General features: G+C 52.0%; 10 protein-coding genes. 6 read left to right on the top strand and 4 right to left on the bottom strand.

Features of this window, described 5'->3' with window-relative positions:
* The first annotated feature begins 1 nt into the window (after window position 1).
* The 4 genes from F7R27_RS09720 to F7R27_RS09705 all read left to right on the top strand — a co-directional run bounded on the left by F7R27_RS09720 (window position 2) and on the right by F7R27_RS09705 (window position 5,934).
* A complete protein-coding gene (locus tag F7R27_RS09720) occupies window positions 2–508 on the top strand; it encodes a putative pterin-binding protein (protein ID WP_168927472.1) in 507 nt (168 codons plus the stop codon).
* A complete protein-coding gene (locus F7R27_RS09715) occupies window positions 501–2,537 on the top strand; it encodes a response regulator (RefSeq protein ID WP_151704045.1) in 2,037 nt (678 codons plus the stop codon). Before F7R27_RS09720 ends, F7R27_RS09715 begins: the two co-directional genes overlap by 8 nt.
* Before the next feature lie 11 nt (window positions 2,538–2,548).
* Window positions 2,549–5,386: a PAS domain S-box protein gene (locus F7R27_RS09710; protein WP_151704044.1), complete on the top strand. Its 2,838-nt coding sequence runs from the start codon at window positions 2,549–2,551 to the stop codon at window positions 5,384–5,386.
* Window positions 5,387–5,517: 131 nt separating this feature from the next.
* Window positions 5,518–5,934, top strand: a complete 417-nt coding sequence (locus F7R27_RS09705) for a response regulator (RefSeq protein WP_168927471.1) — start codon at window positions 5,518–5,520, stop codon at window positions 5,932–5,934.
* A 17-nt stretch (window positions 5,935–5,951) separates the two neighbouring features.
* On the opposite strand, the gene F7R27_RS09700 is transcribed toward F7R27_RS09705, so the two are convergent.
* Window positions 5,952–6,389, bottom strand: a complete 438-nt coding sequence (locus F7R27_RS09700; RefSeq protein ID WP_151704042.1) for a DsrE family protein — start codon at window positions 6,387–6,389, stop codon at window positions 5,952–5,954.
* A gap of 178 nt (window positions 6,390–6,567) precedes the next feature.
* The gene (locus tag F7R27_RS09695; RefSeq protein ID WP_151704041.1) at window positions 6,568–9,558 is read right to left on the bottom strand and encodes a response regulator; all 2,991 of its coding nucleotides are present in this window, start codon (window positions 9,556–9,558) and stop codon (window positions 6,568–6,570) included.
* A 439-nt stretch (window positions 9,559–9,997) separates the two neighbouring features.
* Between F7R27_RS09695 and F7R27_RS09690 the strand changes: the two genes are divergently transcribed.
* Both F7R27_RS09690 and F7R27_RS09685 read left to right on the top strand, forming a co-directional pair.
* Complete coding sequence (locus tag F7R27_RS09690) at window positions 9,998–11,584, top strand: peptide chain release factor 3 (protein ID WP_151704040.1); 1,587 nt, start codon at window positions 9,998–10,000, stop codon at window positions 11,582–11,584.
* A 58-nt stretch (window positions 11,585–11,642) separates the two neighbouring features.
* Window positions 11,643–12,413, top strand: a complete 771-nt coding sequence (locus F7R27_RS09685; RefSeq protein WP_151704039.1) for a TatD family hydrolase — start codon at window positions 11,643–11,645, stop codon at window positions 12,411–12,413.
* Window positions 12,414–12,420: 7 nt separating this feature from the next.
* On the opposite strand, the gene F7R27_RS09680 is transcribed toward F7R27_RS09685, so the two are convergent.
* Both F7R27_RS09680 and F7R27_RS09675 read right to left on the bottom strand, forming a co-directional pair.
* Window positions 12,421–12,822, bottom strand: a complete 402-nt coding sequence (locus F7R27_RS09680) for a putative periplasmic lipoprotein (protein ID WP_151704038.1) — start codon at window positions 12,820–12,822, stop codon at window positions 12,421–12,423.
* Window positions 12,823–12,866: 44 nt separating this feature from the next.
* Window positions 12,867–14,777 carry a beta-ketoacyl synthase gene (locus tag F7R27_RS09675; RefSeq protein ID WP_151704037.1) on the bottom strand — a complete coding sequence of 637 codons (1,911 nt, stop codon included), beginning with the start codon at window positions 14,775–14,777 and terminating at the stop codon, window positions 12,867–12,869.
* Between the last annotated feature and the right edge of the window lie 38 nt (window positions 14,778–14,815).

Genomic DNA, 14,815 nt, shown 5'->3' with positions numbered 1-14,815 from the left:
TATGAAAATCTCTTATAAAGTCAGCACGGCCTTCAGTGCACTGTTGCTGTTGGCCTCGTTTACAGCTTCTGCGTTGGAAGCACCACAGGGCAATGTGATCCTGACGGTTGCAGGTAAAATCAGCCAGAGTAATGTTGATGGCGAGGCACATTTTGATCGCCAGATGCTGGAAGCGCTGGAGCAGCATGCCATTACTACTGCCACACCCTGGACAGAAGGGGTGTCAACGTTTGAGGGGCCGTTGGGGCGTGCATTACTGGATGCAGTGGGTGCCCAGGGAACAACCCTCAAGGTTATAGCGATCAATGATTACAGTGCAGAGGTGCCTGTATCCGATCTTCAGCAACTACCGGTGATTCTGGCGATGAAAGCTGATGGGGTCAATCTGCGGGTCAGGGACAAGGGGCCACTCTTTGTAGTCTATCCCTTTGATGATGATTCTTCACTCGCAACAGAGGTATATTATGGGCGTTCTGTCTGGCAGATCAAAAGGATAGAGGTTGAATAAATATATCGAGCCAGAGCGAGTGGCTTATCAGGCTTCAGAAGGGAGGGTAGATACTGCGCCCAGCCAATTATGGGGGCGTGTTTATCGTATCGGGCTGGTGTTGCTGATTCCCGTGTTGCTGACACTGGCCATTCTGATTTTCAGTAAAATTGTGGAGCGTCAGGAGGTGCTGCTTGACGCCGCCCGGGATAATGCCATGTGGGCTGCATTCCAGCTTGAACGAGAAACGGCTCGCTTCATGCTTGAGTTGGAGCAGTATCAGAGCGACCCTGAGTCGGCATCTTTTGATGATCTTCAGCTCTATTTTGATGTGATCTATTCACGTGTCGGTACACTGAGCGTTGGGCACTTCGGCGGTTTCTTTCAGGCTGATCCTGAGCTGTCTGATGGTCTGCAAAAACTGCGCAGCTATCTCGATTTGGGCGATGAGCAGATGATGCGCCTTGAAGCTGGTGAGCTGGAGGCGCTGGATAGCTTGCATGAAGCGACGCTGTCGCTATTGGCTTTTTCACGTCAATTCATTCTCCGCACTCTGCATGTCAATGGTGCTAAGCGTACCGAGTTGCGTGATGAACTTGTTTCATTGCTCAGGCAGTTAGGGGTTTCTGTTTCGATGCTGGTCGCTGCCAGTATTGTTGTACTGGTTCTGCTCCTGGTGGCCATTCGACGTGAACGGCGCCTTCGGCTTCAGGCGCTCGAGCTTGCCGGCAAGTTAAGTGAAGAGGCCGTTCGTGCCCAGGCGGCCAGTAAAGCTAAATCAGAGTTTCTTGCGGTGATGAGCCACGAGTTGCGGACACCAATGAATGGTGTAATGGGTATGACAGAGTTGTTGCTGGATACTCCTCTCGATACTTCTCAACGAGAGTGGGCAGAGGATATCAAGCATTCATCATCCAACCTGCTTCATCTGTTGAACGATCTTCTGGATCTGGCCAAGATGGAGTCTGGCGCGCTCAAGCTTGAGTCCAGCGTGTTCAATCTGTCCAACCTTTGTCAGCGCATTCATAAAAGTTTCAGCAATTCTGCAGCAGCAGGTCAGATCGATTTTGATCTGGAACTCAGTCCGGTATGTGGTGGGCATTTTATAGGTGATTCCTTTCGTCTGAGGCAGGTTTTGTTGAACCTTCTGGCCAACGCCTTCAAGTTTACCGAGCAGGGAAGCGTTGTTCTTCGAGTCGGTCCTGTACATCCGCTCCCGGAAAACGCCGAGCAGGAGGAAACACAATGGCTGGAGTTTGCGGTACTGGATACCGGTATCGGTATTGCGCCGGAGGTCCAGACACGGCTATTCCAGAATTTTGTTCAGGCTGACAGCTCTGTCACGCGTCGCTATGGTGGTACAGGTCTTGGGCTGGCTATCTGCAAACATATCATTGAGCAGATGGGGGGAGAAATTGGCGTTGAAAGTCAGCCGGAGCAGGGTAGTCGCTTCTGGTTTCGTATTCCCCTTGAAGCTGTACAAGTGCAAGAGGTACGGCCTGACCTGATACCTCAAATGGTTGAGCTGGGGGCTCCAGCGCCGCTGTCTGAACAATATGACTCACAGCAGTTATCTGAGCGGTTATCTGAGCATTCGTCTGAGCAGCCATCTGAGCAGTGTTCAGCTCAAAGTGGGTCAGCCTCTGAGGCTGCGCCTGATGTGTCAGGTCGCAGAATACTGGTTGTTGAAGACCAGCCGATCAATCAGAAGCTGGCCAAAGCGATGCTGACCGGAGCGGGCTACCAGGTCGATCTGGCTGAAAATGGTCTGGTGGCGCTGGAAAGGTTGCAGTCAGAACATTACGACCTCATTCTGATGGATCTTCAGATGCCGGAGATGGGTGGTCTGGAAGCGACACGGCAGATCAGGCAGATGGCGGAGCCTGTGATGTCAACTCCGATAATTGGTGTAACCGCCAATGTAATGGAGGAGGATCGCCTGGCGTGCAGGCAAGCCGGCATGAATGGCTTTGTGCCTAAGCCGATTCAGCGCGAAACCCTGTTGCGCTTGTGTGCAACGATTGAACCAGGGATGGCCTGGTTGGAGTAGGGAGAAGCATCATGAGAGCGCCACAGGTTCCAAGCAATGAGAGGGAGCGCTTACAGCGGCTTTATCAGACCGGCTTGCTGGATTCACTGCCAGATGAACGGTTTGATCGCATCACTCGCATGGCCAAGCGCTATTGGGATGTGCCAATTGTTCTGATCAGTCTTGTCGATGCCAACAGGCAGTGGTTCAAGTCCTGCATAGGGCTGGATGCGTCTGAAACATCACGCGATATCTCCTTTTGTGGCCATGCTATTCATCAGCAGGATCTGTTTTGTGTTGAGGATACTCATCGCGACCCTGATTTTTCAGATAATCCACTGGTTACCGGGCCACCTTATATTCGTTTTTATGCCGGTGCGCCTATTTCAGGCGGAGATGATTGTTATTTAGGGACTTTATGCCTTATTTCACCGACACCACGTACTTTTTCAGCTGATGATGCCCAGATGCTTAAGGATCTGGGCAGTCTGGTGGAGTCTGAAATTGAGCGTATTCAGTTGTCCAGAGATCAGGTGACGCTGAAGGCCTATGTTGAGAATGAGCGGCGCCTGCGAGAGATTATCGATAACACCCGGATTGCAACCTGGGAATGGAATGTCCAGACAGGTGAGACAACCTTCAATGAGCGTTGGGCAGAGATCATCGGTTACACACTGGCTGAGCTTGAGCCCGTCAGCATAGATACCTGGATGAGCTTTGCACACCCGGATGATCTGCCACAGTCAGCGGCGCAGCTGGATCAGCATTTTCGTGGCGAAGTGGACTATTATGATGTTGAGTGTCGCATGCGTCATAAAGATGGTTACTGGGTCTGGGTTCATGATCGCGGGAGGCTGATCAGTCGGACAGCAGAGGGTGAGCCACTGCTGATGTCGGGCACACATCTGGATGTAACCGAGCGGCACCATGCACAGGATGAGCTGGCACGACAGATTGAGGTGCTGTCGGCACTGAATCAGATCGCTTCAAGCTCTGACCTTGATCTCCAGCATCAATTGGAGCGAGCACTTCAGATCGGCTCAACATTTCTTGCCCTGCCACTGGGTATTATCAGTCATATTGAGGGTAAGCAATACACAGTGGAGTGGTTTACAGCCCCCCCTGAAGCCGAACTGGAAAGACTGCAAATCTTTGACCTGAATATCACCTACTGTGATCTGGTAGTGTCTCAGGCTGATGTGATTGCGATTGAGCAGATGTCGGTTTCAGAGTACTCCGGTCATCCCTGCTATCAGACGTTCAGTCTTGAGGCCTATATCGGTGTTGCCATTCAGGTCAATCAAAAGCCCTATGGGACGCTTAATTTTTCATCTCCGCTCAGGCGTGACCAGCCTTTCTCTGAAGGTGATCGCGTATTCATGAGACTGTTAGCGCGCTGGATTGGGGCTGCCATAGAGCGTGAGCTGTCTGAGCAGCGATTGACCAAGCTGGTGGCGCAGGTGCCTGGGATGGTGTTTCAGTTCAGACGCTGGTCTGATGGCCGTGTTGCCTTCCCTTACTCCAGTCCTGGTATCCGGGCGATTTATGGCGTCTCACCCGAGGCGGTAAAGGCTGATGCATCAGCGGCTTTTGCGGTCATTCATCCTGAGGATCTTCAGGCGGTTGCTTCATCCATTGAGCAGTCCATGCAGGAGATGTCAGTCTGGCAGTTGCAGTATCGTGTTAAAACCGACCGGGGCTGGCGTTGGGTGGAGGGGCGCTCAACACCCGAAAGTCAGACTGATGGCAGTATGGTCTGGCATGGATATATCCACGATATAGATGAATATAAACAGGCTGAACTGGCATTGAAGGAGAACGAGCAGCGTTTTCGAGGTTTGTTTGAACTTTCTCCCATCGGGATCGCGCTTAACGATTTTGAGACGGGGCGTTTTCTGGAGGTTAATGAGGCACTGCTGCAGCCATCAGGCTATACACGGGAGGAGTTTTTTTCTTTGAGCTATCTGGAGCTCACACCCGTGAAATATATGCCACAGGAGGAGCGGGCGCTGATCGATCTGGAGACCCTTGGTCGCTACGGGCCCTTCGAGAAGGAGTATATCCGCAAGGATGGTACCCGTTACCCAGTTCTGCTCAGAGGTATTCTGCTGATGGATCGCTCCGGGCGACGCCTGATCTGGTCATTTATTGAGGACATATCTGAGCGTAAGCGTGTAGAACAGATGAAGGATGAGTTCATATCAACGGTCAGTCATGAACTCAGAACTCCTCTCACCTCACTTTCCGGAGGCATAGGGCTGGTAGCGGGTGGTGCGTTGGGCCCTGTGACAAAGGATGTACATGATGTGCTTGCCATTGCCCAGAGTAACTCTAAACGTTTGATAACACTGATTAATGACCTGCTGGATATGGATAAGCTGGTGTCCGGCAAGATGCAGTTGGATTTCAGCGTTTTGAATATTGCAGAGGTGGTTAAACGGAGTATTGAAGAGCACCAACCGTACGCCGCGCAATTTGATGTCAGTTTGAGACTCGATAGTGAATGCCAGGAAGTGAATGTACTGGCCGATAAGCAAAGACTTGGGCAGGTGCTTGCTAATCTGATCTCTAACGCGATCAAATTTTCTCCACCCGGGGAGTGCATAACCCTGACAGTAAAAGAGTGTGATAGCGGTGTTCGCATTGAGGTCAGTGATCGGGGGCCAGGTATTTCGCCGGATTTTGCGGAAAAGATATTTCAGAAGTTTTCTCAGGCAGATTCCACCGACCGGCGTCGACATGGTGGCACAGGATTGGGGCTGGCTATCTCTAAGGAGCTGATGGAAAAAATGGGGGGGCAGATCGGGTACAGTAATCGTGAGGAAGGTGGGGCGGTGTTTTATATCGAGTTACCCGGAGCCAGACCCTGAGTTGGTTTTGACCCTGTTGAGCTCTTATGAAAGCTCAAAGCAGTGGTGGTTTCAATCTAAAGTCCAGTCAGTTTGTTCTCGTTCACATGATATGATAGCCCATGCTATGAAACCTTGTATCAGGAGTAATGATGCAGCCGTCTGAAAAAGCAGGGATTCTGGTCGTGGATGATCAGGCGCCTATCCGCCATATAGTCCGTACAATTATTTCAGCCAATGGCTGGGCGGTAGTCGGCGAAGCGGGCAATGGAGAGAATGCCCTGTTGATGGTGGATAAGCATAAGCCCTGGCTGGTCTGTCTGGATCTTGAGTTGCCTGATATTCACGGCACTGAAGTACTCAAACAGATAAAACAAATCTATCCAGGAACAGCTGTGATCATTGTCAGTGGCAGTGATGATTCAGAGCAGGTCATGAGGGCAATCAAGGCTGGCGCTGATGGCTATATCGTCAAGCCGTTCAGCTCAGCGAAGGTGGCCAAAATCATCAAGGCTGTAAAGGAGAAGTACTCCCAGAAACCACCGGAATCTGCTGACTCCGGCAGTTAATCATTACTCGCTTTTGTTCAGAAACTGAAAACCCTGACATTTTCCTGAAGCATCTGCGCACCGATAGCCGGTGGCATGGCTGCCCCTATACCATCACGCAGATCTTCTTTCGAATGTGGACTGTTCGGCAGGTAGAGGGCACAGACATTCACATTGGCACCATTTTGCATCAGCCTTCCCAGCAGCATCTCCGGGGTAACATCCTGTGGCTTCAGGCTTTCGCTTTGTGTTGCTTTCAGTGCCAGATCACCGGCCTTGTCGCACAGCAGTACATCGACCTGCGCCCCGGCTGACTGCATGGCGTTGCCCAGAACCATGGCCATGCCCTGGGTTTGCAGTGACTCACTCGTCAGGATTATGAGTGCCTGTTTGGCGTGATCATCTGCCTGGAGTGAGGATATGCCAGTCAACATCAGTGACAGCGCAAGTGCCGTTGTGGAAAGTGTCTTTTTCATCGGTATCTCCTTGAGGATCAATATTTGATATTCCCAAGTAGTATATCTATATAATATAAATTAGTATAAGTTAATTTAATAAGTTTGCTGCACTGCTGCTGTCAAATAGAAGCGTTTACTCCTGCGTTTTTATAGAAATCACCTGCCGAAAAGGCCAGCATCAAAACTACTCAGTCACTTACTCTTCTATTGGTTCATTTGCTGATTGTGTCTTGTTGATGCGTAAGCTGATCCCATCAAGCAACTGCTGTACTGATAGTCGGGACTTCAGAAGTGCGGCTGCAATCATTTTGTTCTCCTGCTTTGTCAGGTTAGTACCGGACAGTATGACAACCTTGGCCTCAGGTTGCCTTGCACGTATTTCGGGTAGTAGATCCCATCCAGAGCCATCTGGCAGCCCTATATCGAGCAGTACAACATCAAACCACTCCTGCTGCAGGGCACTTCTTGCAGCTTTTAATGTGTGTGCCACTTTGAAATCGAATCGGTCCCCGACCATGGCATATATCACTTCATGCAGGTCGATATCGTCTTCCACATGCAGTATTCGTGGATGATGATGTTGTTTGGCCAATATCTGCCCCTTTACCAGGTCAAGTAGCCGATGCTGATCAATCGGCTTGGCCAGCCAATCGATATTGGATACATCTCCATTAATCTCCAGGCGACCCTCTTCCATTTTTGCAGAGACAACGATAATGGGCAGATTGGCGGTTTTCGGCTGATCTCTCAGTAGGTGAATAATTTCAAGCCCACTGATGTCTGGCAGCATCAGATCCAGGCTGATCAGGTCGTAATGCGTTTGCTGCAGGCTGCTTAGGGCATCGTTGCCGTTATAGACTGTATCCACGTGATAACCCGCAGTATTGAGCATCATGCTTAAAAGATTGGCGACATCTCGGTCATCCTCCACGACCAGAATTCGAGGGGCTTTTATATCCGCTGTTGATCTTACAATATTAGAGGTCTCTGTATGCATATGTACTAAAGGCAATTCAAAGAAAAAGCGGGAGCCCTCGCCTTCAGTGGATTCAAAATCGATGCGCCCCCCCATCTTTTCGATCAGTTCTCGAGAGATAGCCAAGCCTAGCCCGGTGCCATCTTTTGCACGAGTATCTGAAGAGTCCGCTTGAGAAAACCGCTGAAATATCCTTCCTCGAAACGAATCTGCGATGCCTGGCCCGTTATCAATGACGCTGACAATGACCTTTTCATCGCTTGTTTCAGCCTTCAGCGTTACCTTTCCTTGATCAGGCGAAAATTTGATTGCATTGGATAGCAGGTTGGCAAGAACCTGTGTCAGGCGCTGGCTATCAACGCGGATCAGGACGTCGGGTACACTTGCTGATAATGCAAGCGTAATACCTCTGTCGCTGCCATAGTCGCGGTTTGATTCCAGAACCTGCTCAACAAAGGGCATCAGGTGCTGCACTTGCATGTCAAAATGCAACTTGCCAGCTGCAATTTTTTCGATGTCCAGCAGATCATTTATCAGATGCGTCAAACGTTTGCTGTTTCGATGAGCCACATCAAGCAGTGTTTGAGCTTTTTCGGGAAGCTCCCCCAAGCTCCCGCCAACGAGCAGGCCAAGTGCGCCAGAAATAGAGGTCAGCGGAGTACGCAGCTCATGGCTGACAGTGGATATGAACTCATTTTTCATTTTATCCAGGCGTTTGCGTTCAGAGATATCTTCGGCAATGCCGAGATAACCTGTAATCTTTCCAGCATCATTACGCATGGTGGTCACGACCAACGACACTGGAATGTGCCGACCATCTTTGTGCACATAGGTCCATTCGTGTTTCTCTGCGCCGTCCTGTTCCGGCTTTTCAATGAACACTCTAAACCCTTCAACTGAACGCCCCAGCTCTTCGCTGAGCTCTGCGGAGCGTTGTTCAACCTCGACATCTAAATGCAGTATAGCTGGCGTTTGCTTGCCAACCAGATCAGCCTCATCATAGCCCAGCATCCTTTCAGCGCCTTTATTGAAGGCCGTGATCACACCTTCCGGGTCGGTTGCAATGATTGATATTTCCGAAGCGGAATCGAGCACATTGCTCAAAAAACGCTCTGCCTTTCGGAGCGAAAGGTAGGCCGCTTTTTGCTCCTTGGCCAATCGGTTCATGGCTCGAGCCAGAGCTTGTACTTCAGCGTTGCCTGCTTCGTTGAATCCACCGTCGATGCGTCCATCGTCAGCCATCTCGTCGATGCGTTGAGTCATTTCTTCAATCGGTTTAGTAAGGTTGCGAGCGAGCCAGATGCCCAGCACTAAAACCAGTAAGGTTAAAATCAGTGCGATCAGTATGAACTGCCGAAAGGATGCCCGTGCGGGTGCGATGACTTCACTATATGGCACGGCTCGCAAAACGATCCAGTCAGGAGACTTCAGCTGCAAACTGGCAACCAGATATTGCTGTTGTTGGTACTCAACCAATCTACCGGCAGTGGTGAGCGACAATGCAGCATCCACTAATGGGTCTACGCCAACTTCCGGCAGGGGTTCAGGCTTATCAAACCGCTTACGCATGGATACAAATAAGCGGTGCCTTGGATCAATGATCAAGGTTATCGTGCTGGACTCGGTTTCAGTGCGGCTATCCTCTTGCAGCAGTGGTGTGTTGGCCAGGTCTAAAGTGCCTCCGACATAGGCAAGTATCTCACCTTCGTCCGATAATATTGGCTGTACGTATGAGAGTAATGGCAAGCCAGTAACCCGACCAAGAATTGGCTCTGAGATCACTGATGTTTTGGTTTCTTCAGCGCGGCGAAAGTGTGGCCGGTCTGCGTAGTTAGTACCCAATCGGCCTTGGACGAATTGGCTTTCAGCAATAGCTGTGGCATTTGCATCGAACACCAATAACCCATCGGGAAAAAGATCCTTGGCGACAGAGGGCTGCTGTAGCAGTGTTTGCAGTGCTCGATTACTGCGCAATTCCCCATCATCTGTGAGCAGGCGTGCAGCAAAGGCTTCCAGACCAAGTACCCGCTGCTGCTGTGTGAGCTCAAGCTCAGTTGAAAGGCGGTTCAGCTCTGAGACATTACGCTCTGCGACCACTAACTCGTAATCAGTAACTTTTAATTGATACAACGTCAACAGCATGCCACCGACAAGAGCACCGCTGGTGAACAGTACGAGCAGGATAATTCGTACACTGAGGGGTATGCTCATCTATTTAGCTCTCTGGGCAGTAGAGTAAAAAACAACACCAGCGGCATCGCTTTCATGATCTGTGGTATTTGCACAGCTGGTTGCCCTGAAACTATTAGGTCAACCCTGCAGGGGCCTCGACCTGTTAAACCCTTTCAAGAGTACTCATGGAATTTCCTGATTTTATTCACATAAAATGAATATAGCAGAAACCTGCCTCTGTTCTAAGGTTTTAGACGTGTAACCTGTTGGCTTGGCTACCTTTAAATTGCCGGTTATCACTTTAACTGAAGAGGCATCTTAATAGGCTCCACTATTCCTTCCTATTGATTGTGTATCATCTCCAGATCGGCGAAAATAGCCCCCACTTTTGAATAACCACTCAGATTATCGCCTGAAGCCGCCCGCATGCTTCAGCGCCACGTATCACAATCTGTACAGCACCGGACGATTTCAGTTAATGAGCAACAGCGCAACGCCTTCCGAAGTCAGCAAACGCCGCACCTTTGCGATCATCTCGCACCCGGACGCCGGTAAAACCACTATCACCGAGAAACTGTTGCTTCTGGGGCAGTTGATTCAGGTAGCCGGTACCGTCAAGGGTCGTGGCAGCGACCGTCATGCCACATCGGACTGGATGACAATGGAGCAGGAGCGTGGTATCTCCATCACCTCATCAGTGATGCAGTTCCCCTATCATGGTCGCACGGTGAACCTGCTGGACACGCCGGGGCATGAGGATTTCTCTGAGGATACCTATCGTACCCTGACGGCTGTGGACTCTGCGCTGATGGTGGTCGATGGTGCCAAGGGTGTCGAGGAACGCACCATCAAACTGATGGATGTCTGCCGACTGCGCGACACGCCGATCTTCTCCTTCGTCAACAAACTGGACCGTGATATTCGTGATCCGATAGAGCTGCTGGATGAGATAGAAGAGGTGCTGAAGATTGAAGCGGCTCCAATCAACTGGCCGATCGGTATGGGTGGCTTTTTCAAGGGGGTTTATAACCTCTACACCGATACCCTGCACCTCTACACCAAGGGGCGCGGTCATATGCTTGAGGATGATCGGCGGATTCAGGGGCTCGACAGTGATGAAGCGCGGGCCTTGCTGGATGATGAATATGACACTTTTGTTGATGAGATAGAGCTGGTACGCGGTGCGACTCATGTCTGGGATCAGCAGGCTTACATTGAAGGACGCATGACACCGGTATTCTTCGGGACGGCCCTGGGTAACTTCGGTGTGCGTGAAATGCTGGATAACTTTGTTGAGTGGGCTCCCTCACCACCGGCAAGACCGACTGAAACACGCGCGGTAGAGGCTGATGAGCCAAACTTTACCGGTTTTGTGTTCAAGATACAGGCGAATATGGACCCCAAGCATCGTGACCGTATCGCCTTCATGCGCATCTGCTCCGGCAGCTATACCCGCGGTATGAAGATGAAGCATGTGCGTACCGGCAAGGAGGTGCGTATTGCAGACGCTGTGACGTTTATCGCAGGTGAGCGTGAGAATGTCGAAGAGGCCTGGTCCGGCGATATTATCGGTCTGCATAACCATGGCACGATTCAGATAGGCGATACCTTTACCTCAGGTGAAAATCTCAAGTTCACTGGTATTCCGCACTTTGCCCCGGAAATGTTTCGTCGTGTGCGCCCGAAAGACCCGCTGAAGATGAAGCAGTTGCAGAAAGGTCTTAAGCAGCTCTCCGAAGAGGGGGCTGTGCAGCTGTTCATGCCGCTGAAAAACAATGACCTGATTCTGGGCGCGGTCGGGCAGTTGCAGTTCGAAGTGGTGGTTTATCGCCTCAAGGACGAATACAAGGTTGAATGTGTCTATGAGCCGATCAGTGTTCAGACAGCACGCTGGGTCGAGTGCAGCGATAACAAGATGCTGGAGGAGCTGCGGCGCAAGGCGCACGAAAATCTGGCGCTGGATGGATCAGACCTTCTGACCTATCTGGCACCGACACGTGTCAACCTCTCTCTGACCGAAGAGCGCTGGCCAGACGTACGTTTCCGTGCCACCCGCGAGCACTGATGCTTGAGGGTTCCTGTCGATATGGCGCAGGCTTTAAGGCCTGTGCCATACTGATTGCATGTCACTGATCGATACCCATTGCCATCTAGATTTTCCCGAGTTTGACTCCTGGCGTGAGCAGGCGATTGCGGCTGCCCGCGAAGTGGGTATCGAGACGATTATCGTGCCGGGCGTGACGGTGGAGCACTTCGAACGTGTGCTGTCGTTGAGTCGGGAATATCCAGATCTCATCAAGCCTGCCCTGGGACTGCATCCCTGCTTTATGGCACAGCATCAGGAGTGTGATACTGACAGTCTTGAGCAGTATCTGCAGGCCACATCGGGTGTGGTTGCTGTGGGTGAAATTGGGCTGGATTTCTTTATTCAGGATGCACAGCCCGAGCGCCAGATTGATCTTTTCAGGCTACAGTTGCTGCTGGCGCAACGGCATGACCTTCCAGTGCTGCTGCATGTGCGCAAGGCGCATGATGAGGTGCTGAAGCAGTTGCGTCGGATACCGCTGAAGCGAGGTGGAATAGTGCATGCTTTTTCAGGTAGTCAGCAGCAGGCGCGGCAATATGCTGAGTTGGGTTTCCGCTTGGGTTTTGGTGGTGCCATGACTTACGATCGTGCGACCAAGTTGCGCAGACTGGCCAGTGAGCTGCCGCTGGAGTGGCTGGTACTGGAAACCGACGCACCTGACATGCCGCTGGAGGGCTTTCGGGGGCAGCCTAATTTCCCGGCGCAGGTGGCCAGGGTTGCCGCGCTCATGGCAGAGCTGCGGCAATGTGAAATGGATCTGATCAGTTGTGTGACCAGCCAGACCGCGAAGTCGCTTCTGCGGCTTTGACCAAGGCTTAACGTATTGCCAGATTATCATCCGCTGCGCGCAGGCCTGCCCAGATCTTGTTGGTGCTGGCATTGATCGGTACGCGGTAGTAGCGTCCTGTTTCCCCTCGCTGTTCTGAACTGTAGCGCTGATCGGGTGGGTTGATCATCAGGCGGGCAAGGTTGAGAGGGATGTTCGGGCCTGGGATTGTGGTCTGGCCATACTCAGCAGCTATACCATCCAGAGGGCGATGATAGGATGCCATCAGGCTGAATGACAGGCAGGTGGTCTCGATATGATGACATACAACCAGTTTTTGCAAATCGATACTGTAGAAGCTGCCGCGCTCCATGTTGGATTTCGGAACACTGATCGAGCCACAGCCAGCCAGAAACAACACTGACGCAAATAGCGTGATAAACCTTTTCATCTTGTCTCCCTGGGTTTGTCGGGCACCTTGGCGCCAACGACATGTCATGTCAGATCGTCGTAAGGGTTGTCGATTGCAATCGGGATCGCCTTGGCATAGCCGGGCAGGCGTATTTCACGGTCATCTATCTGCAGATCTTCGCCATTGAGTACCTGATGATCATAGAGATAGATAGGGCGCGTCAGACCTTTGGTAGCCTCATCATCATACTGCATTGCCTGAGCACGTGTCTCTTCACGGCGCCGGTTCCATGCCAGCATTTTTTCACGACCATGTCTGCGTTCAAGCAGCTTCTCTGTCATCTGCGGTGAGATAATGGCTGCGCTTGCATTGTTGCCGCCGAAGCCCTTGGCATTGACCAGGACGCTGTCCATACCTGTTGCGCCGACTTCAGCATGCTGTAGCGGAAAGTGCAGGTTGGAGCTGTGGACATCTTCAGCTATCTCGGGTGTTGTGATCAGACCCGGGATATGTCCATAGCGCCAGACACCCAGTGATGCAGCGATCTGATCACCACCGGCACAGCCCTGAGAATGACCCAGATAGGCTTTCACGGCAGACACATGCCAGTTATTGATGCCGAAAGCCTTGGCGGTTTCGTTCAGCACATGAGATTCGGTGACTCGGTTCTGCGGTGTGCTGGTGCCATGTGCCTGGATAAAGCTGCGTTGCTGCAGTGACTCCTCTCCCAGCATGGATCTGATCAGTGATGCCGTCTTGCAAAGTGTCATATAGTTACCGATGCCCGGTGCCGAGATCGATTTTTTATGGCCATCGGCATGCACGAACACATCAGCGACGGAGGCGTGAATATCCGCACCCAGCTCTATAGCCAGATCATCCGCCATCAGTACCAGATACTGGCTGGACTCACCGATGGTGAAGCCGCAGTTGTTGCCGAAAGGGCGGCAGGCGCGGCGATAGTCATCATCGGCCAGCTGCTCCAGCTGATCCAGCGCCATCAGGTCTTTATCCTCTGCCAGCGCACCCATGGCACGAAAGCCTTCGATAATTTCTGGGGTGACAGGGGCATCACTGCCGCCGACAAGGGCAAATTTGCAGCGTCCGCTGCGGATCTCCTCAACAGCATTGCGCAGGTTATAGAGGAAAGTGGCGCAGGCGCCCAGGGCGCCGCCGGTCAGGCCGACGTTACCCAGCAGGTAGGCGTTGATGAAGTCGGCTGGCATCTGGGCATATCCCAGAGGCATCTGCTTGGAGGTAGTGCGCTTGCCCAGCGCAGCGAATTTGGTCAGGCCACCAAAGCCGGCATCATCCAGCTGGCCGATGGAGTTGCTGGCAAACACGGCGATCTGATCGGGCAACAGACGGTCTGCTATCTGTTCATAATCGATACCGACAGAGCGCAGGGCATCCGAGGCAGCATAGACGCTCATCTGCAAGCCGCGGGGATGGTTGCGTGACTGGTAGAGTGTGCCGGGATCAAAGCCGGTGGGCAGCATGCCTGCACTTTGTACGGGAGCGATACGGCTGTCGGGCAGAATCATTTCACAACTGCCGCTGACACGCACCTCTGAATGGCCGAGGCCCTTCTCGGTGACTTGCCAGTTTCCGGGTATATGGTTTGGCAGGTGACGGTTACGGATTTTGAATACCAGATCCGAGTCTGCTCCCTGCAGTACTGCATGCCGGTTCATCATCACATTGTTGACATCGAACCAGTCGGGGTGAATACGCCGAATCAGGGTATTGGACAGGAGTTCCGGTGCCAGTTGCTCAGCCAGTTGAGCGGCACTGAGGCGCTCACCGCTGCGGGTGACATATTCGCCATTGTCAGAAGTGGCGCGTGCCATCAGTGTGGCAAGCCCTGTCAGGGTTTCCTGTCTGCTGCGGCTGTCGAGCTGATCCAGAATAAGACGGCGATAGCCGTGATGAAAGGATGCTCTGCCGGCGGGGCTGATGCCTCCAAAGCCGACAATGACAGGAAGTTGTGACAAGAGTTGACTCCTTGGACTGGTCATGCGGAAAAGTTAAC

The organism is Nitrincola alkalilacustris (assembly GCF_008973755.1).
Lineage (GTDB): Bacteria > Pseudomonadota > Gammaproteobacteria > Pseudomonadales > Balneatricaceae > Nitrincola > Nitrincola alkalilacustris.
Note: the sequence above shows the minus strand (reverse complement) of the source record. Positions and strands in the feature narration are given on the sequence as shown.